Source organism: Streptomyces sediminimaris (assembly GCF_047049295.1).
In the GTDB taxonomy this organism is placed as follows: Bacteria; Actinomycetota; Actinomycetes; order Streptomycetales; family Streptomycetaceae; genus Streptomyces; species Streptomyces sediminimaris.
The window spans coordinates 4,349,841-4,368,295 of sequence record NZ_JBJWOT010000001.1; the positions used below are offsets into that span (position 1 = coordinate 4,349,841).

Genomic DNA, 18,455 nt, shown 5'->3' on the forward strand with positions numbered 1-18,455 from the left:
TGGTGTTTCACGTGAAACACCACCCCTCAGTCCCTCAGGGGGTCATGTTTCACGTGAAACACCACCCCGCTTCAGACCTCTCGGCTCTGCTCGGCCCACCACTCCTTGAGTGCCGCCACCGCCGCATCGTGTTCCATCGGCCCGTTCTCCAGCCGCAGTTCCAGCATCTGTTTGTAGGCGCGGCCGATGAGCGGGCCGGGACCGACACCGAGGATCTCCATGATCTGGTTGCCGTCAAGGTCCGGGCGAATGGCGTCCAGTTCCTCCTGCTCCTGGAGCTGGGCGATGCGCTCCTCCAGGCCGTCGTACGCTCGGGAAAGGGCCGCAGCCTTGCGCTTGTTCCGGGTCGTGCAATCCGAGCGGGTCAGCTTGTGGAGGCGGTCGAGGAGGGGGCCCGCGTCACGGACGTAGCGGCGGACCGCCGAGTCCGTCCACTCACCGGTGCCGTAGCCGTGGAAGCGCAGGTGGAGTTCGACCAGGCGTGAGACGTCCTTCACGAGCTCGTTGGAGTACTTGAGCGCTGTCATGCGCTTCTTCGTCATCTTCGCCCCGACCACCTCGTGGTGGTGGAACGAGACCCGGCCGTCCTTCTCGAACCGGCGCGTACGCGGCTTGCCGATGTCGTGCAGCAGTGCCGCGAGCCGCAGGGTCAGATCGGGGCCGTTCTCCTCCAGTCCGATCGCCTGCTCCAGGACGATCAGCGTGTGCTCGTAGACGTCCTTGTGACGGTGGTGTTCATCGCTCTCCAGACGCAGTGCCGGCAGCTCGGGCAGGACGTGATCGGCCAGACCGGTGTCGACCAGCAGCGTCAGCCCCTTGCGCGGGTGAGCGGAGAGAATCAGCTTGTTCAGTTCCTCCCGCACCCGTTCCGCCGAGACGATCTCGATCCGCCCGGCCATCTCCTTCATCGCCGCCACGACCTCGGGAGCCACCTCGAAGTCGAGCTGCGCGGCGAAGCGTGCCGCGCGCATCATCCGCAGCGGATCGTCGGAGAAGGACGCCTCGGGAGTGCCGGGGGTGCGCAGCACCCGCGCCGCGAGGTCGGCCTGTCCGTCGTGGGGGTCGATGAACTTCTTCTCCGGGAGCGCGAGCGCCATCGCGTTGACGGTGAAGTCGCGCCGGACGAGGTCTTCCTCGATGGAGTCGCCGTAGGACACCTCAGGTTTGCGTGAGGTCCGGTCGTAGGCCTCCGACCGGTAGGTCGTCACCTCGATCTGGTAGCCGTCCTTCTGCGCACCGACCGTGCCGAAGGCGATGCCGACCTCCCACAGGGCGTCCGCCCATGGCCGGACGATCTTGAGGACGTCCTCGGGGCGGGCGTCGGTCGTGAAGTCGAGGTCGTTGCCGAGCCGGCCGAGCAGCGCGTCCCGGACCGAACCGCCGACGAGCGCAAGTGAAAATCCCGCTTCCTGGAAACGGCTGGCGAGGTCGTCGGCGACAGGGGCAACCCGCAGTGATTCACTCGGCACGCGGTGCGACTCCTGATTCGGGACGCTGAGGTGGGCTTCGTTGGCGTTCGGCACAACAGAAGAGGGTACGTGGCCCGGGCTGGCGCAAGCGCCCCCATTGAGCAGTGAGGACATCTCTCCGCACACACGCACAAGCGCTACCCCGGGCCTGAACAGTGTCACCCCGCTACATACGGCCATATAAGGCACAACCCGCCCTCGTTCCCCGATCTTGTGGAGCGGTCCGCGGCACTTCCCCTCAGCCCGCATCGTTACCATGCGTGGACGCACATTCCGACGACCACTGACGACGACGAGGGACGGGCGAGCGCGTGGCCGAGGCGGCAGACTTCCAGGGGACGACTCCCTCACCTGCCCGCCGCTGGCTGCGGCGCACCGGAACGGTGCTCGCGGCGGCGCCTGTGCTGGCCGGTCTCCTGCAGTTGCCCTCCGCGGCTTCCGCGGACGCGGCCGGACAGACGTCGGTGAAGGAGGCCTCCAACTCCGGCTCGGTCGCCGTCGCCGTCGACGCCCTCACCCCCGACCTGCCCACGGACGGCGACACGCTGACCGTGTCCGGGACGGTGACCAACAACGGCAAGCAGGCGGTCACCGGTGCCCACGTCGGCCTGCGTCTGGGCCCCAAGCTGGCCACGCGCTCGGCCATCGACGACGCCGCCAACGGCGTCGACAGCCTCCGGGGCGCGACCGGCACCGAGGTCGGCGGGAAGTACGTCGAGAAGTTCTCCAGACTCATTCCCGGGGTCACCGAGCACTTCAGCATCGCCGTGCCGGTGAACAAGCTTGACCTGGGAAGCGACGGGATCTACCAACTCGCCGTGTCGCTGTCCGGCCAGACGTCCGCGGAACCGTGGGAGCAGCTCCTCGGCATCCAGCGGACCTTCCTGCCGTGGAAGCCCGACGAGGCCGACACGAAGACGCGGACGACGTTCCTGTGGCCGCTCATCTCCACGGTCCACATGACCGCGGAGACGGGTGGGAACGAGCAGCAGACGCCCGTCTTCCTCAATGACGACCTCGCCAAGGAGATCTCTCCGGGCGGCCGCCTCGACGAGATGCTGTCCCTGGGCAAGGACCTCGACGTGACCTGGGTGGTCGACCCGGACCTGCTGGCCTCCGTGGACGCGATGACCAGCAGCTACCGCGTCCGCACCGGCGACGGCACCACCACGGCGGGCACGCACCAGGCCGTCGCCAAGCACTGGCTCGCCGAGCTGCAGGCGGCCGTGGCGGACAAGGAGGTCGTCGCGCTGCCGTTCGCCGACCCGGACCTGGCCTCCCTCGCGCACAACGGCACGAGCGTCACCGGTTCGCTGAGCCACCTCAAGGAGGCCACCGACGTCATCGACAACACGGTGGAGCCGATCCTCCACGTGAAGCCGGTGACCGACTTCGCCTGGCCCGTGGACGGCGCCATCGACCCGTCCATCGTCAGGGTCGCCACCTCCGCGGGCGCCGATCAGGTGATCGCGCGCAGCGACAGCCTCCAGGAGACCGGCGGCCTGCCCTACACGCCCTCCGCCGCCCGCCCGATCGGCGGAGGAACCACCGCGGTGGTGGCGAACGCCCGCCTGTCGACGGCGTTCGAGGGCGACCTGACGAAGGCGTCCGCCGAGACGCTCGCCGTCCAGCGGTTCCTCTCCACGAGCCTCGCGCTCAACCTCCAGTCGAACAAGCAGCGCAGCGTCGTCGTCGCTCCGCAGCGCATGCCGACGACGGCCCAGGCCCAGGCGATGGCCGCCGCGATCGCCGCCCTCGAGGGAGGTACCTGGTCCGACACCCAGCAGCTCACGGCCGCCGCCAAGGCCAAACCGGACCCGGGTGCCACGACGAAGGTGCCGTCGACCGGCGACTACCCCTCCGCGCTGCGCAAGCAGGAACTGCCGCGCTCGGCCTTCGAGGCGATCGCGGCCACCCAGGACAGGCTGGACAACTTCACGGTGGTCCTCACCGACGAGTCCCGGGTGGTGACCCCCTTCGGACGGGCGATGAACCGTGGGATGTCCACTTCGTGGCGCGGCCACGCGGACGCCGCGCAGAGTTTCCGCAGCGACGTTGAGGACCACCTCAACGTACTGGCGGACCAGGTCAAGCTGATCGACAAGTCCGACACCAAGCTGTCCGGGCACAGCGCGACGATTCCCGTGACCGTCCAGAACAACCTGGTGCAGGGCGTCGACCATCTGGTGCTGCGCCTCACCTCGACGAGCCCCACCCGCCTGCAGATCGGCGGCCACCCCTACGACGAGCAGCCGGTGGCGGTCTCCGGCGGGCACAGCCAGACGGTGAAGTTCACGACCTCGGCCAAGGCCAACGGCCAGGCGACGGTGATCGCCCAGCTCTACACGCAGGACGGCCAGGCATACGGCCGGCCCGTCACCTTCGACGTCAAGGTCACCGAGTTCACGGCCACCGTGATGCTGGTCATCGGCGGCGGCTTCCTCCTGCTCGTCCTCGCCGGCTTCCGCATGTACACGCAGCGCAAGCGGGCGGCCGCCCGTGAAGCCGAGGAGGACGGCCCCGACGGGGCGGACCAGGCCACCGACGATCCCGAGAACCCCGGGCACGACGGTCCCGAGAACCCCGAGGACCCCATGGACCGTCTCAGTGAGGAGTCCGGCACCGACGCCCGGGCAGACGACTCTGAGCAGCCGAGTGACCCGACGGCGGACACCGCATCCGAAAGCGCCGACCCGTCCGGCACGGGTGAGAGAGTGGACCGTTGAGGATGCGTGGCCGGTGGGCCCGGGACGATGAGGTGGGGTAACCATGAACGCGCCGTACGACGGTGACCGCGGACGGTCCGCGGGCAGCTCGGGTCCCCCCGAGGGCCCGCCGCCCGAGCACGGCCAGGCGCAGCAGCAGCCTCCCGCCGACATGTACCTCCAGGACGCCTACGACCAGGACCCCTACCGGGCGCAGGACCTCTCCGCACAGGACCCGGTCGACGAGGCGCTCTACGACCGCGCCGCGCACCCTCCGCCACCTCCCGGCACCTACCAGCCGCAGCAGCCCCTGTACGCCCAGCCTCAGCAGTCCCCGTACGCACCGGACCCGCGCGTGTGGGCCCAGCCGCCCGCGCCGGAGCCGGACGGTCCCACCCAGTACCTGCCGTACGGCGACGATCCCCGCAGGACCCAGTTCGTGGGCGTCGACGACCTGGTCACCCAGGCCGGCGAGGAACGCCACGAGCCGGACGCCTTCGCCCACCTCTTCCGGGACCAGCAGCAGGGCGGCTACCCGCCTGCGGGCTCTCCGTCCGTGCCCGGTCCCGCGGCCGCCCCGGGCGGACCCTCACGCGCACCGCAGTACCCCGCGCCGGGCGCACCCGGCGCCGCTGCCGACCAGACCCTGAACCTCGGTGCCATGCCCGCCACGGCACCGGCGCAGGCGCCCGCTCCCGCCCCCGCGCAGAAGGGCGGAAAGGGGGGAGGCCTGCTCAAGTCGAGCACTGTGATGGCGGCGGGCACGATGGTCTCCCGCCTCACCGGCTTCATCCGCTCCGCGCTGATCGTCTCGGCACTCGGCGTCGGCGTGCTCGGTGACACCTTCCAGGTCGCCTACCAGCTGCCGACGATGATCTACATCCTCACCGTCGGCGGCGGCCTCAACTCCGTCTTCGTACCGCAGCTGGTGCGGGCGATGAAGGAGGACGAGGACGGCGGCGAGGCCTATGCCAACCGGCTGCTGACCCTGGTCATGGTGGCGCTGGGCGCCCTCACGGTGCTGGCGGTCCTCGGCGCCCCACTCCTGGTCCGCCTGCTGTCCGAACCGGTCGCCAGCGATCCGGCGGCCAACGCGGTGAGCGTCACCTTCGCCCGCTACTTCCTGCCCTCGATCTTCTTCATGGGCGTCCACGTGGTGATGGGACAGGTCCTCAACGCCCGCGGGAACTTCGGCGCGATGATGTGGACGCCCGTCCTGAACAACATCGTCATCATCGTGACGCTCGGCATGTTCATCTGGGTGTACGGCACCGCCGCCGACTCCGGCATGAAGGTCACCAGCATCCCGCCGGAGGGCCAGCGGCTCCTCGGCATCGGGGTGCTGCTCGGCCTGGTCGTCCAGGCGCTGGCGATGATCCCCTACCTGCGCGAGACCGGGTTCCGGCTACGGCTGCGGTTCGACTGGAAGGGCCACGGCCTGGGCAAGGCCGTCACGCTCGCCAAGTGGACCGTCCTGTTCGTCCTCGCCAACCAGGCCGGCGCCATCGTCGTGACGCAGCTGTCCACCTCGGCGGGCAAGAAGTCGCCCGTCGACGGCACCGGCTTCGCCGCCTACGCCAACGCCCAGCTGATCTGGGGGCTGCCGCAGGCCATCATCACGGTCTCCCTGATGGCGGCGCTGCTGCCGCGCATCTCGCGCTCCGCGGCCGAGAACGACGGCGGCGCCGTACGCGACGACATCTCGCAGGGCCTGCGCACGACGGCCGTCGCCATCGTGCCGGTCGCCTTCGGCTTCCTCGCCCTCGGCATCCCGATGTGCACGCTGATCTTCGGCTCCTCGGGCACCAGCGAGGCCACCAACATGGGGTACATGCTGATGGCCTTCGCCCTCGGCCTGATCCCCTACTCCGTGCAGTACGTCGTCCTGCGCGCCTTCTACGCCTACGAGGACACCCGGACGCCCTTCTACAACACGGTCATCGTGGCCGGCGTCAACGCGGGCGCCTCGGTGCTCTGCTACGTGGCGCTGCCGCCGCGCTGGGCCGTGGCCGGCATGGCCGCCTCCTACGGCCTCGCCTACGCCATCGGCGTCGGCGTCGCCTGGAACCGGCTGCGCAAGCGGCTGGGCGGCGACCTGGACAGCGCCCGCGTCCTGCGGACCTACGCACGGCTCGGTATCGCCTCGGTGCCGGCGGCGCTGCTCAGCGGCGCGGCCTGCTACGAGATCGGCCACACGCTCGGCCAGGGCGTCGTCGGATCCTTCGCCGCGTTGCTGGCCGGTGGGGCGGTCCTGCTCGGGATCTTCTTCGTCGCCGCCCGCAAGATGCGCATCGAGGAGTTGAACTCACTGGTCGGCATGGTGCGCGGACGCCTGGGGCGCTGAGGCAGGGGTACGCGCACAACCATCGTCCGCCACCGTGTGTCGTGCATAGCGGCGGACTGTGGGCACAATTGGTTTCGGCGTCGGACGGCGCGCTCGGAAGTCGGTCGGCGCGCAATGAATGGGGAGGCAGGAACGACGGTGGCGGAACGGAGCACGGCTGCCGTCGACGTGGCAGACAACAGCGGTGACAAGCCGCTGACCGCAGAGTCTGCGGACCAGTCCACGGCCGACGGGGTGGCCAAGAACCGGGAGCGGGACACGGACATCGACGAGGCACAGGGGAGCGGCGGGACCGAGGGTCCTGGAAAGGCCTCACCACCCGAGCTGCACAGCGGTCACAAGCTCGCCAGACGGTACCGGCTCGAGGAGTGCGTCACCCGTCTGGACGGATTCAGCAGCTGGCGTGCCGTGGACGAGAAACTCCGCCGTGCCGTCGGCGTCCATGTGCTGCCCGCGGACCATGCGCGGGCGCGTTCGGTACTGGCCGCGGCCCGCTCCGCGGCGCTGCTCGGCGATCCTCGCTTCGTCCAGGTGCTGGACGCCGTCGAGGAGAACGAACTCGTCTACGTCGTCCACGAGTGGCTGCCCGACGCCGCCGAACTGACCACTCTGCTCGCCACCGGCCCCATGGAGCCGCACGACGCCTACCAGATGGTCAGCCAGATCGGTTCCGCGATGGCCGCCGCACACCGTGAGGGGCTGGCCCACCTGCGGCTGAACCCCAACGCCGTGCTGCGCACCTCCAGCGGTCAGTGGCGCATCCGTGGTCTCGCCGTCAGCGCCGCCCTCCGGGGCATCAGCTCCGCCACCCCGCAGCGCACCGACACGGAATCCATCGGCGCGCTGCTGTACGCGGGACTCACGCAGCGCTGGCCGTACGAGGACGACGCCTACGGCCTGTCGGGGCTGCCCAAGGACGTCGGCCTGATCGCGCCCGATCAGGTGCGGGCCAACGTCCACCGGGGTCTGTCCGAGCTCTCCATGCGCGCGCTCGCCAACGACGGGGCGACCGCCTCCCGCCACGAGTCGCCGTGCACGACGCCGGAGGAACTGGTGAAGGCGATCGGTGAGATGCCCCGCATCCGCCCGCCCGAGCCCGCCTTCACCACGCCACCGGAGTACCAGCGCACCACCTACCAGCAGGGCACGTACGGCCGTCCCGCGCCGCATCCCGGCGCCACCCAGCCGGTGCCGGCGCCTCCGGCCCCGCTGCAGAGCCGTACCGGCAAGGCACTGAAGTGGGCCGTGTCGGGTCTTCTGATCGCCGCTCTGGGCCTGGGCAGCTGGCAGCTCGCCGACGCGCTCATGGACAACGGCGGCAAGTCCGACGGCACGAACAAGACGCAGACGACCGACGGCAACGAGAAGGGCGGCGGCAAGAGCGCTCCGGTCAGGCCGCTCAAGATCGCCGACGCGCAGGAGTACGCCGTCGAGGGATCCCTCCAGGCGCCCGAGGACGTCAAGCTGACGTACGACGGCAGCAGCTCCACCTACTGGCGGACGAAACGCTACAACTCCGGTCCCAAGCTCGCGCCGTACAAGCCGGGCGTGGGCATCGTCTACCAGCTCAACTCCGCCCAGACGATCTCGACGGCGACGATAGGGCTCCGGTACGGAGGCGACCACACGACGGTCCACCTGTATGCCACCGATTCCCTGTCCCCCTCGACGTCGATCGACGGGATGAAGGAGATCGGAACCGCCACCACGAGCAGCACCTCTCTCACGGTGAAGGCCTCGAACAAACTGAAGACCCAGTACGTGCTGCTGTGGATCACGGACGTCCCGAAGGCACCTCGGGACGGCTACAGCGGCGCCGGCTACAAACAGGCCATCACGGACGTGAAGTTCACCGGCTGACCAGGTACCGCATCCCAGGGGAGGGGGTCCGATGGCAGATGACAGCCCATACGGCGACGCAAGCGATCAGGACCTCCTGGCCCGTCATGTGAAAGGCGACCCGGACGCCTTCGGCGAGCTTGTGCGGCGTCATCGCGACCGCCTCTGGGCGGTGGCCCTGCGGACCCTGGGAGACCGCGAGGAGGCCGCTGACGCCGTCCAGGACGCCCTCGTGTCCGCTTACCGGGCCGCCCACACCTTCCGCGGCCAGTCGGCGGTCACGACATGGCTGCACCGGATCACGGTGAACGCCTGCCTCGACCGCGCCCGGAAGGTCGCTTCCCGCAAGACCTCCCCGGTCGACGACACCGAGCGGCTGGAGCAGCTGCTGGAGCCGCACGAGGAGGCGTCGGCCCCTGCGGAGCGCAACGATCTGCACCGCCAGCTGCTGGAAGCCCTCGGCACCCTGCCGCCCGACCAACGGGCCGCCCTCGTCCTCGTCGACATGCAGGGCTACCCGGTCGCCGAGGCCGCGCGCCTGCTCGATGTGCCGACCGGCACGGTGAAGAGCCGCTGCGCCCGTGGCAGAGCCAGACTGCTGCCGCTGCTCACCCATCTACGTCCGCAGAACGCCGGCGAGGAGAGGGAACGGGGTGAGGGGCGGAACCGGACGCAGGGGACATCCGTCCCACCGGCAGCGGGACCGCCGACCCACGGTCCACGCGATACCGGGCCGAGCGATTCAGCCGCAGTGAAGGGCGGAGGTGGGCGAGCGTGACATCCACGACGGACATGGCCGGGCACCCGGACGTCACCGAGATCTCCGACCTCACCGAAGGACTGCTCGAACCGTCCCGTACCGCCGACATACGGCAGCACCTGGACGAGTGCGAGCTGTGCGCGGACGTCCACGCGTCGCTGGAGGAGGTCCGGGGGCTGCTGGGTGCCGTGCCGGGCCCGCCGGGCATGCCCACCGATGTCGCCGAGCGGATCGATGCCGCTCTCGCGGCCGAGGCGCTGCTGCACGCGACGGCGCCCGATGACACGGACGCTCCGGCAGCACTCGTCGACGCGTCCCCTTCCCCGACCGACGACGGCGACGGCAGGCCCGTTTCACGTGAAACATCGACGCCGGACCGTCCCACGGGACATCCCCGCGCCTCCACCACCGGGCCCGGCCGCAACCGCAAGCGCGGCGAGCGCTCGAGGAGCGGACGCCGCAGGATCGTCGTCCTCGGCACCGTCTTCACCGTCGCCGCACTGGGCCTCGGCACCGTCCTGCTGTCGACGCTGGACGACGGCCCTGCGACCTCTCCCGAGGCTCATGGCCGGCAGTCCGCCGCCGCGGACACCTTCTCGGAGGCCAAGCTGGGCAGCCAGGTCGCCGGTCTCCTCAAGGGCCAGAGTGAGAGCATCGGCTCCCGCGCCCCGCACAGCCTCGGTGTGGAAGGCGGCACCAACCAACCCAGGGTCTTCAAGCAGCCCACGGTCCCGGCCTGCGTCCAGAAGGGCATCGGACGAAACGACCCGGCCCTCGCCACGGAGCAGGGAACGTACAAGGGGGCCGACGCGCTTCTCGTGGTCATGCCCGACGCCTCCGTCGGTACGAGGGTGACCGCGTACGTCGTCGACGCGACCTGTGTGACCCATCCGTCCTCAGCCAAGGCGAAGGTGCTTCTGAAGCACTCCTACAGCCGTCCCTGAGCGGACACGGTTGGCCTCACTCCTGCGTGGTATCCCCTACGGTGTGGCGTCCCCGTGTGCCCGGACACGGTGGGAATGCGCGCCCCTTAGGATCCGTTGGGTGGGATGAGAGCTTCGAGAGAAGCTCCCCTCAGGTCCGACGACGCAGTCCAGAGACGAGGAACCAAGCCGTGAGCGACGTCCGTAACGTGATCATCATCGGCTCCGGGCCCGCCGGCTACACGGCGGCGCTCTACACCGCGCGCGCGTCGCTGAAGCCGCTGGTGTTCGAGGGCGCTGTCACCGCCGGTGGCGCCCTGATGAACACCACCGACGTGGAGAACTTCCCGGGCTTCCGGGACGGCATCATGGGCCCCGAACTCATGGACAACATGCGTGCCCAGGCCGAGCGTTTCGGCGCGGAACTCGTCCCGGACGACATCGTCGCCGTGGACCTGACCGGTGAGATCAAGACCGTCACCGATACCGCGGGCACCGTCCACAGGGCGAAGGCCGTCATCGTCACCACCGGCTCCCAGCACCGCAAGCTCGGCCTGCCGAACGAGGACGCGCTCTCCGGTCGCGGTGTCTCCTGGTGTGCCACCTGTGACGGCTTCTTCTTCAAGGACCAGGACATCGCCGTGATCGGCGGCGGTGACACCGCGATGGAGGAGGCCACCTTCCTCTCCCGCTTCGCCAAGTCCGTGACCATCGTCCACCGCCGGGACACCCTGCGCGCCTCCAAGGCGATGCAGGAGCGCGCCTTCGCCGACCCGAAGATCAAGTTCGTGTGGGACAGCGAGGTCGCCGAGATCCAGGGCGAGCAGAAGCTCTCCGGTCTGAAGCTGCGCAACATCAAGACCGGCGAGCTGTCGGACCTGGCGGTCACCGGGCTGTTCATCGCGATCGGCCACGACCCGCGCACCGAACTCTTCAAGGGCCAGCTCGACCTCGACGCGGACGGCTACCTGAAGGTCGCCGCCCCCTCGACCCGCACCAACCTGACGGGCGTCTTCGCCGCCGGTGACGTGGTCGACCACACCTACCGCCAGGCGATCACCGCAGCCGGCACCGGCTGTTCCTCCGCCCTCGACGCCGAACGCTTCCTCGCCGCCCTGGCGGACGAGGAGCAGGCCGAGCCCGAGAAGACCTCCGTCTGACCCCCGCCATCCGCCCCACGCACCAACCAGTTAAGGAGCCCGCCGTGGCCGGCACCCTGAAGAACGTGACCGACGACTCCTTCGAGCAGGACGTCCTGAAGAACGACAAGCCCGTGCTGGTGGACTTCTGGGCCGCCTGGTGCGGCCCGTGCCGTCAGATCGCGCCGTCCCTCGAGGCGATCGCCGCCGAGTACGGCGACAAGATCGAGATCGTCAAGCTCAACATCGACGAGAACCCGGGTACGGCCGCCAAGTACGGCGTCATGTCCATTCCGACGCTGAACGTCTACCACGGCGGTGAGGTCGCCAAGACCATCGTCGGTGCGAAGCCGAAGGCCGCGATCGTCCGCGACCTCGAGGCGTTCATCGCCGAGTAGCCGGGTGCCGCCGTTCTTGAGACGGCGCATGTTTCACGTGAAACATGGATGGGCCGACCCCTCGGGGTCGGCCCATCCGGTTCTCCGGACGTCTTTCACAGCGGTCTCAGTACCGGCTCCTTCTGCACCGCCCCCAGCAGCCGGTCGAGTGCCATCTCCACGTCTTCCTTCCAGGAGAGGGTCGTCCGCAGTTCCAGTCTCAGCCGTGGATGCGTCGGGTGCGGGCGGACCGTCTTGAAGCCCACGGCCAGCAGATGGTCCGCCGGCAGCATGCACGCGGGTTCTTTCCACCGGGCATCCCCGAAGGCCTCGATGGCCTTGAAGCCACGTCGCAGCAGATCCTTGGCGACCGTCTGGACCATGACTCTTCCGAGTCCCTGTCCCTGGTAGCCCGGCACGATGAAGGCGGTCATGAGCTGGACCGCGTCCGGTGAGATGGGGCTCGTGGGGAACGCCGTCGAACGGGGCACGTAGGCCGGAGGAGCATAGAGCACGAAGCCCACCGGCACATCGTCGACGTAGACGACGCGGCCGCAGGATCCCCAGTCCAGCAGGACCGCCGAGATCCACGCTTCCTTCTCCAGAGCGGGCGTGCCCGCTTTCACCGCGGCCTCACCGCTGACCGGGTCCAACTCCCAGAAGACACACCCCCGGCAGCGCTGGGGAAGGTCCTGAAGGTTGTCCAGCGTGAGCGGTACGAGCCGACGCCCCATGAAGCCTGTTCCTCGCTTCCCTCGCCCGCGGCATCGCGGGCGGCTGTCAGAGCGCTCCGTTCTCTGAGGAGACTGCCGACGAAGCCGCCGACCGCGCCCAGCCCCAGGCCCGCGCTCACCAGTCCGGTGCGGCTCATCGTTCGCATGGCCCCTGCCTCTCACTCAGAGGTGCTGCCAGGTGGATGCGCCATACCGAACGCATCGTATCCACCAGGGGATTGCATCGATACCGCCTGAAAGCAAAGAGCAGGCCGTGTTCCGGTACACACCGGACACGGCCCGCTCCGTCGGTCGGTCGAGCACAGCACACCTCGCCGACCACAGGCTTTCTAAGCCTCGCTCTCCTCGGACTCGCCGTCCAGGAGACTCTTCTGCAGAACGGGCCCCTCGCCGGGAGCGAGGCTGCTGAGGATCCGCTCAAGGTCCTCCATGGAGGCGAACTCGACCGTGATCTTGCCCTTCTTCTGGCCCAGATCGACCTTCACCCGCGTCTCGAAACGGTCCGAGAGACGGGTGGCCAGATCCGTCAGGGCCGGCGAGACTCGGGCGCCGGCCCGCGGGCCCTTGGACCGCTGGGTCGTCTGCGGCCGGGAACCCATCAGGGTCACGATCTCCTCGACCGCCCGCACCGACAGCCCCTCGGCCACGATCCGGTGGGCCAGCCGGTCCTGTTCCTCCGAGTCGTCGACGGAGAGCAGCGCCCTCGCATGCCCGGCGGAGAGCACGCCGGCGGCCACCCGCCGCTGGACGGCGGGCGAGAGCTTCAGCAGACGCAAGGTGTTGGAGACCTGCGGGCGGGAGCGACCGATGCGGTCGGCCAGCTGGTCATGCGTGCAGTTGAAGTCCTTCAGAAGCTGATCGTAGGCGGCGGCCTCTTCCAGCGGGTTCAGCTGCGCCCGGTGCAGGTTCTCCAGGAGGGCGTCCAGGAGGAGCTTCTCGTCGTCCGTGGCCCGCACGATCGCCGGGATCGCTTCAAGACCGGCCTCACGGCAGGCCCGCCAGCGTCGCTCACCCATGATGAGCTCATAGCGGCTGGAACTCAGCTGCCGGACGACAACCGGCTGGAGAAGACCGACCTCCTTGATGGAGGTGACCAGTTCCTGCAGCGCGTCCTCGTCGAAGACCTCACGCGGCTGGCGCGGGTTCGGCGTGATGGCATCGAGGAGGATCTCCGCGAAGTGGGCCCCCACGGGAGGTGTGGGCGTCTCCGCGTGGCCGTTGACCGACGGCTCCCCGGTTTCATGTGAAACAGGCGGCAGGGTGGCCACCTTCGCCGCGGCCACCCCGCGGTCGTTCGTCAGCACCGGCACCGACGACGCGGAACCAGCGCCCCCCGCCGCAGCCGGGGGCAACGTCTTCTCGGTCGGTGCAGCAGGGATCAGTGCGCCGAGACCACGGCCCAAACCCCTCCGTCGCTCGCTCACTGCATCCCCTCCACCATGCTTGGATCACTCTGGGCGCCGATGTGGGCATGCGCCGCCTCGTACACCACGCCGACACCCTTCAACGCGATTTCTCGTGCTGCCTCAAGATAGGACAGCGCACCGCTCGAACCCGGATCGTAGGTGAGCACGGTCTGCCCGTAGCTCGGTGCCTCGGAGATACGGACCGATCGGGGAATGCTCGTCCGCAGCACTTCGTCACCGAAGTGGCTGCGCACCTCGTCCGCGACCTGCGACGCGAGACGTGTCCGGCCGTCGTACATGGTGAGCAGGATCGTCGATACGTGCAGCGTGGGGTTGAGGTGCCCCCGTACCAGATCGACGTTGCGCAGCAGCTGGCCCAGGCCCTCCAGCGCGTAGTACTCGCACTGGATCGGGATGAGCACCTCCGCGCCCGCCACCAGTGCGTTGACCGTCAGCAGACCGAGCGACGGAGGGCAGTCGATCAGGATGTAGTCCAGAGGCTGCTCATACGCCTGGATGGCCCGCTGCAGCCGGCTCTCGCGTGCCACCAGGGACACCAGCTCGATCTCCGCACCGGCCAGATCGATCGTGGCGGGGGCACAGAACAGGCCCTCGACATCCGGGACCGGCTGGACAACGTCCGCCAGGGGCTTGCTCTCCACCAGGACGTCGTAGATGGACGGGACCTCGGCGTGGTGGTCGATCCCCAGCGCAGTGGATGCGTTGCCCTGTGGGTCGAGGTCGATCACCAGGACACGGCCGCCGTGCAGGGCCAGGGAGGCGGCAAGGTTGACAGTCGTCGTCGTCTTGCCGACACCGCCCTTCTGGTTGGCGACGACCATGACGCGTGTCTGCTCGGGCCGTGGCAGGCCCTCGCCGGCACGGCCCAGAGCCTCCACTGCCAGTTGGGCAGCACGACCGATCGGGGTGTCGTCCATCGGGGGCGGTGTTTCACGTGAAACATCCTCCCCGATCGACTCGGTACGGGGACCAGGGACCGGATCGGTCATCGGTCCCGCGATGTTGGCGTCGGACCGCAAGGATTCACTCTCCTCGACTTCAGGCTCGCAATGAACAGAGCCTCCCATGCCTTCGGGGTCGCGAACCAGTGAGGCCTGTTCTTCTGTGGAGAAATCCACCTCTGTGGACAACTCCGTGCCCCTCACGGGGGCCCGAGGACCACGGGTTGCCGTCTCCTCGAGGGACCCGAGAGGCTTGCGGTCGCGGGGTTCGGCCGCGGCGCGACCGCGACTGATGATGCCGTGCAGCAGTGAGCGACGTTTCACGTGAAACACGATGCACAGCAGCAGGGGCCGAACTGTCGCGACACTCCGACGTGCGTAGGTTTGGCAGCTTGTGTGGAGTACGTCTCGTCGTCAGGCCGGATCAGCGGCGCCGACGCGCCCGTCCAACGCGAGCGGCCTTCGCCTTCTTCGCCGCGAAGCGCACACCACCCGGGCTCTCTCCGACTTCGACTCGCACCACCGTGGACAGCGGCTCCACGATGCCCTCGCCCACATGGAGGATCGATGTCTCCACGGCCCCGAGTTTGCTCAACGCCGTGGCCGCGCTCTTGAGCTCCTCCTCAGCCGTGTCCCCCTTGAGCGCAAGCATCTCCCCGTACGGCCGCAGCAGCGGAATGCCCCACGTGGCCAGTCGGTCCAGGGGCGCCACGGCCCGCGCCGTCACGACCTGGACCGTCGGAATCTTGCCCAGCACCTCCTCGGCACGACCCCGCACCACCGTCACATGGTCCAGGCCCAGGAGCTCCACGACCTCGGTGAGGAAGTTCGTACGCCGCAGCAGGGGTTCCAGCAGCGTGATCTTCAGGTCCTCACGGACCAGCGCCAGCGGGATGCCGGGCAGACCGGCGCCCGAGCCGACGTCGCACACGGTCACCCCCTCGGGCACGACCTCGGACAGCACCGCGCAGTTCAGCAGGTGCCGCTCCCACAGGCGGGGCACCTCACGCGGACCGATCAGACCGCGCTGCACACCCGCCTCAGCGAGCAGCTCCGCATAGCGGACCGCATCCGCGAAGCGCTCGCCGAACACCTCACGCGCCTGCTCGGGCGCGGGGGGAAGCTCCGCTGCCTCCGTCACGGGGACCGTCCTTCCGTACCGCATCGGCGCACTCGACGCCGGCCACCAGAACTATCAGGCTGACAAAGTCCGGCCCCGCCTGCGCTACAGACGGGGCCGGAGTACCTACGAACCGATCAGGCGGGCAGCACGACGACGAAGCGCTGCGGCTCCTCGCCCTCGGACTCGCTGCGCAGACCAGCGGCCTTCACCGCGTCGTGCACGACCTTGCGCTCGAACGGCGTCATCGGCTTCAGCTTCACCGACTCACCGGTGTTCCTGACCTCGGCGGCGGCCTTGGCACCCAGCTCGGAGAGCTCGGCACGCTTCTTGGCGCGGTAACCCGCGATGTCCAGCATCAGCCGGCTGCGCTCGCCGGTCTCCCGGTGCACGGCCAGGCGCGTGAGCTCCTGGAGTGCCTCCAGCACCTCACCGTCACGGCCGACCAGCTTCTGCAGGTCTCGGCTGCCCGTGTCGCTGATGATCGAGACAGCGGCGCGGTCGGCCTCGACGTCCATGTCGATGTCGCCGTCGAGATCGGCGATGTCCAGCAGACCCTCGAGGTAGTCCGCCGCGATCTCGCCCTCCTGCTCCAGGCGGGTCAGGGTGTCTGCACCCTCGGCAGCAGCGGAGGTGGTGCCTTCCGTCACGGGATGGGCTCCTTCTTACTTCTTGGACGGGGACTTGGGGCGCTGCGGGCCCTTGCGCTGCCCGGACTGGGCCTTGCTGCGGCCACCGCTGCCGGGCTGCGAAGAAGCCTTCTTGGCAGCGGAGTCCGGCTTGGCGTCCTCGGGCTCGTCGGACTTGCTCAGCGACGTGGGCGAGCCGGAGCCGGCCGGCTTCGCCCCGCCGGACTGACGCTGGGACTTCGACTGACGCTTGGGCTGCTGGCGCTTGGGGGCGGCGGTACCGGTCGTCTGCGTACCGTCCTCGGTCACGGTCTGGTCTGCGGCCGCGTTCTCGCTCTTGACCACGGTGCCGTCGGCCTGGGCCGCGAGACCCGCCTTGTTCAGGGCGTTGATGAACTTGCGCTCGAACTCGTTGCGGTCACGGCCCTTGATGACGATCGCCTTGATGATCGTGCGCTCGCTGCGCCGCCGGGTCTTGCCGTGGTGCGTGATGTGCTTGGTCAGACGCTCCAGGTAGGCGGCCTGGGCCTTGGAACCCGGGGTCGGGTTGTTGTGGATGACGTACATCTGCTGGCCCATGGTCCACACGTTGGTAGTCAGCCAGTAGACGAGGACACCGACCGGGAAGTTGATACCGAAGACGGCGAACATGACCGGGAAGACGTACATCAGCATCTTCTGCTGCTGCATGAACGGCGTCTTCACCGTGGTGTCGACGTTCTTCGTCATCAGCTGGCGCTGCGTGTAGAACTGCGACGCCGACATCAGGACGATCATGATGGCGGTGACGACCCGGACGTCCGTCAGCGTGGCGCCCAGCTGGGCGACCTTGTCGGCGCTGTCCGTGAACTTCGCGGCGAGCGGGGCACCGAAGATGTGTGCCTTACGGGCGCTGGCGAGCAGCTGGTCGTCGATGACGCCGATCGTCTTGCCCGTCGCGATGCCGTTGAGCACGTGGTACAGGGCGAAGAAGAACGGCGACTGCGCCAGGATGGGAAGGCACGAGGAGAGCGGGTTGGTACCCGTCTCCTTGTACAGCTTCATCATCTCTTCGGACTGACGCTGCTTGTCGCTCTTGTAGCGCTCCTGGATCTTCTTCATCTCGGGCTGCAGCGTCTGCATGGCCCGGGTCGCCTTGATCTGCTTCACGAAGAGCGGGATCAGGCAGATGCGGATCAGAATCACCAGGGACACGATGGACAGGCCCCAGGCCCAGCCCGTGTCGGGACCGAAGATCTTCCCGTACACCGCGTGGAACTGGACGATGACCCATGAAACGGGTGTCGTGATGAAGCTGAAGAGGCTGGCAATCGTGTCCACTAATCATGCTCCTTGGACATGGGACGAGGTCTCTGCGGCCGGGCTCGAAGAAACGCTGCCTTCGGTGGCCGATTCGGCGGCGGAGGACCCGCCCTTGCGTGCACGCCAGGCGTTGCGCAGCAGTTCGTGCCACCGCGGACGCTTGCGCGGCGGGACATGGTCCACACCACCCAGCGACCACGGATTGCACCGAAGGATGCGCCAGGCGGTGAGTGCCGTGCCCTTGATCGCACCGTGCCGGTCGATGGCCGTGTAGCCGTAGTGGGAACACGACGGGTAGTACTTGCACACCGGCCCGAGCAATGGGCTGATCGTCCACTGGTACAGCTTGATCAGAGCCAGCAGCGGGTACTTCATCGCGCGCCCCCTCCCAGCAACCGCTCGATGGCGGCATCCAGGTCTCGGGCCAGTTGTGCATGGTCGGCGTCGCCCGCACCGGGCAGCGCTCGTACGACTACCAGGCTACCGGGGGGCAACAGGGCTACTCGGTCCCGCATCAGATGACGCAACCTGCGCTTGACCTTGTTGCGGACAACCGCCCCACCCACAGCTTTGCTCACGACGAAACCCGCACGCGTCGGGGGAGCACTCTCCCCAGGTGCGTGCGGGTCCGTGGCACCGCTACGAAGGTGGACGACGAGGGACGGCCGGCCTGCCCGGCGCCCTCGCCGTACCGCGGTCGCGAAGTCCTCGCGCCGCCTCAGCCGGTTCTCGGTGGGCAGCACGAC

General features: G+C 68.7%; 16 protein-coding genes. 7 read left to right on the plus strand and 9 right to left on the minus strand.

The genetic code is table 11. From position 1 onward, the window contains the following. Positions 1-71: 71 nt before the first annotated feature. Positions 72-1,523 carry a CCA tRNA nucleotidyltransferase gene (locus tag ACJ9NR_RS20220; protein WP_412493978.1) on the minus strand — a complete coding sequence of 484 codons (1,452 nt, stop codon included), beginning with the start codon at positions 1,521-1,523 and terminating at the stop codon, positions 72-74. Between the two features lie 257 nt (positions 1,524-1,780). On the opposite strand from ACJ9NR_RS20220, the gene ACJ9NR_RS20225 reads away from it, so the two are divergent. The 7 genes from ACJ9NR_RS20225 (at position 1,781) to trxA (ending at position 11,577) form a co-directional block, all read left to right on the plus strand. Next, the gene (locus ACJ9NR_RS20225; protein WP_412493979.1) at positions 1,781-4,195 is read left to right on the plus strand and encodes a DUF6049 family protein; all 2,415 of its coding nucleotides are present in this window, start codon (positions 1,781-1,783) and stop codon (positions 4,193-4,195) included. Positions 4,196-4,238: 43 nt separating this feature from the next. After that, entirely contained in the window at positions 4,239-6,518 is a 2,280-nt protein-coding gene (gene murJ / locus ACJ9NR_RS20230; RefSeq protein ID WP_412493980.1) for a murein biosynthesis integral membrane protein MurJ, read from the plus strand. A 138-nt stretch (positions 6,519-6,656) separates the two neighbouring features. Further along, positions 6,657-8,378 carry a protein kinase family protein gene (locus ACJ9NR_RS20235; protein ID WP_412493981.1) on the plus strand — a complete coding sequence of 574 codons (1,722 nt, stop codon included), beginning with the start codon at positions 6,657-6,659 and terminating at the stop codon, positions 8,376-8,378. Between the two features lie 31 nt (positions 8,379-8,409). Next, positions 8,410-9,135 carry an RNA polymerase sigma factor SigM gene (gene sigM / locus ACJ9NR_RS20240; protein WP_412493982.1) on the plus strand — a complete coding sequence of 242 codons (726 nt, stop codon included), beginning with the start codon at positions 8,410-8,412 and terminating at the stop codon, positions 9,133-9,135. Further along, on the plus strand, positions 9,132-10,061 hold the full coding sequence (locus ACJ9NR_RS20245; protein WP_412493984.1) for an anti-sigma factor family protein: 930 nt from the start codon (positions 9,132-9,134) through the stop codon (positions 10,059-10,061). The genes sigM and ACJ9NR_RS20245 overlap by 4 nt, the downstream gene beginning before the upstream one ends. 170 nt (positions 10,062-10,231) lie before the next feature. Next, positions 10,232-11,200: a thioredoxin-disulfide reductase gene (gene trxB, locus ACJ9NR_RS20250; protein WP_412493985.1), complete on the plus strand. Its 969-nt coding sequence runs from the start codon at positions 10,232-10,234 to the stop codon at positions 11,198-11,200. Positions 11,201-11,244: 44 nt separating this feature from the next. Further along, complete coding sequence (gene trxA, locus ACJ9NR_RS20255) at positions 11,245-11,577, plus strand: thioredoxin (protein WP_412493986.1); 333 nt, start codon at positions 11,245-11,247, stop codon at positions 11,575-11,577. A 95-nt stretch (positions 11,578-11,672) separates the two neighbouring features. On the opposite strand, the gene ACJ9NR_RS20260 is transcribed toward trxA, so the two are convergent. From ACJ9NR_RS20260 to rnpA, 8 genes are all read right to left on the minus strand, one after another. Further along, the gene (locus ACJ9NR_RS20260) at positions 11,673-12,290 is read right to left on the minus strand and encodes a GNAT family N-acetyltransferase (RefSeq protein WP_412493987.1); all 618 of its coding nucleotides are present in this window, start codon (positions 12,288-12,290) and stop codon (positions 11,673-11,675) included. A gap of 329 nt (positions 12,291-12,619) precedes the next feature. Then, positions 12,620-13,714 carry a ParB/RepB/Spo0J family partition protein gene (locus tag ACJ9NR_RS20265; protein ID WP_412493988.1) on the minus strand — a complete coding sequence of 365 codons (1,095 nt, stop codon included), beginning with the start codon at positions 13,712-13,714 and terminating at the stop codon, positions 12,620-12,622. Then, complete coding sequence (locus tag ACJ9NR_RS20270) at positions 13,711-14,784, minus strand: AAA family ATPase (RefSeq protein ID WP_412494107.1); 1,074 nt, start codon at positions 14,782-14,784, stop codon at positions 13,711-13,713. Before ACJ9NR_RS20270 ends, ACJ9NR_RS20265 begins: the two co-directional genes overlap by 4 nt. 298 nt (positions 14,785-15,082) lie before the next feature. Continuing rightward, positions 15,083-15,799: a 16S rRNA (guanine(527)-N(7))-methyltransferase RsmG gene (gene rsmG / locus ACJ9NR_RS20275; protein ID WP_412493989.1), complete on the minus strand. Its 717-nt coding sequence runs from the start codon at positions 15,797-15,799 to the stop codon at positions 15,083-15,085. Positions 15,800-15,915: 116 nt separating this feature from the next. Continuing rightward, positions 15,916-16,428 (minus strand): Jag family protein, encoded by a 513-nt coding sequence (locus ACJ9NR_RS20280; protein WP_412493990.1) that lies wholly within the window; start codon positions 16,426-16,428, stop codon positions 15,916-15,918. A 15-nt stretch (positions 16,429-16,443) separates the two neighbouring features. Continuing rightward, positions 16,444-17,727, minus strand: coding sequence for a membrane protein insertase YidC (gene yidC, locus ACJ9NR_RS20285; RefSeq protein WP_412493991.1), 1,284 nt, complete (start codon positions 17,725-17,727; stop codon positions 16,444-16,446). A 3-nt stretch (positions 17,728-17,730) separates the two neighbouring features. After that, the gene (gene yidD / locus ACJ9NR_RS20290) at positions 17,731-18,084 is read right to left on the minus strand and encodes a membrane protein insertion efficiency factor YidD (protein ID WP_412493992.1); all 354 of its coding nucleotides are present in this window, start codon (positions 18,082-18,084) and stop codon (positions 17,731-17,733) included. Then, positions 18,081-18,452, minus strand: coding sequence for a ribonuclease P protein component (gene rnpA, locus ACJ9NR_RS20295; protein WP_078912589.1), 372 nt, complete (start codon positions 18,450-18,452; stop codon positions 18,081-18,083). The genes yidD and rnpA overlap by 4 nt, the downstream gene beginning before the upstream one ends. Between the last annotated feature and the right edge of the window lie 3 nt (positions 18,453-18,455).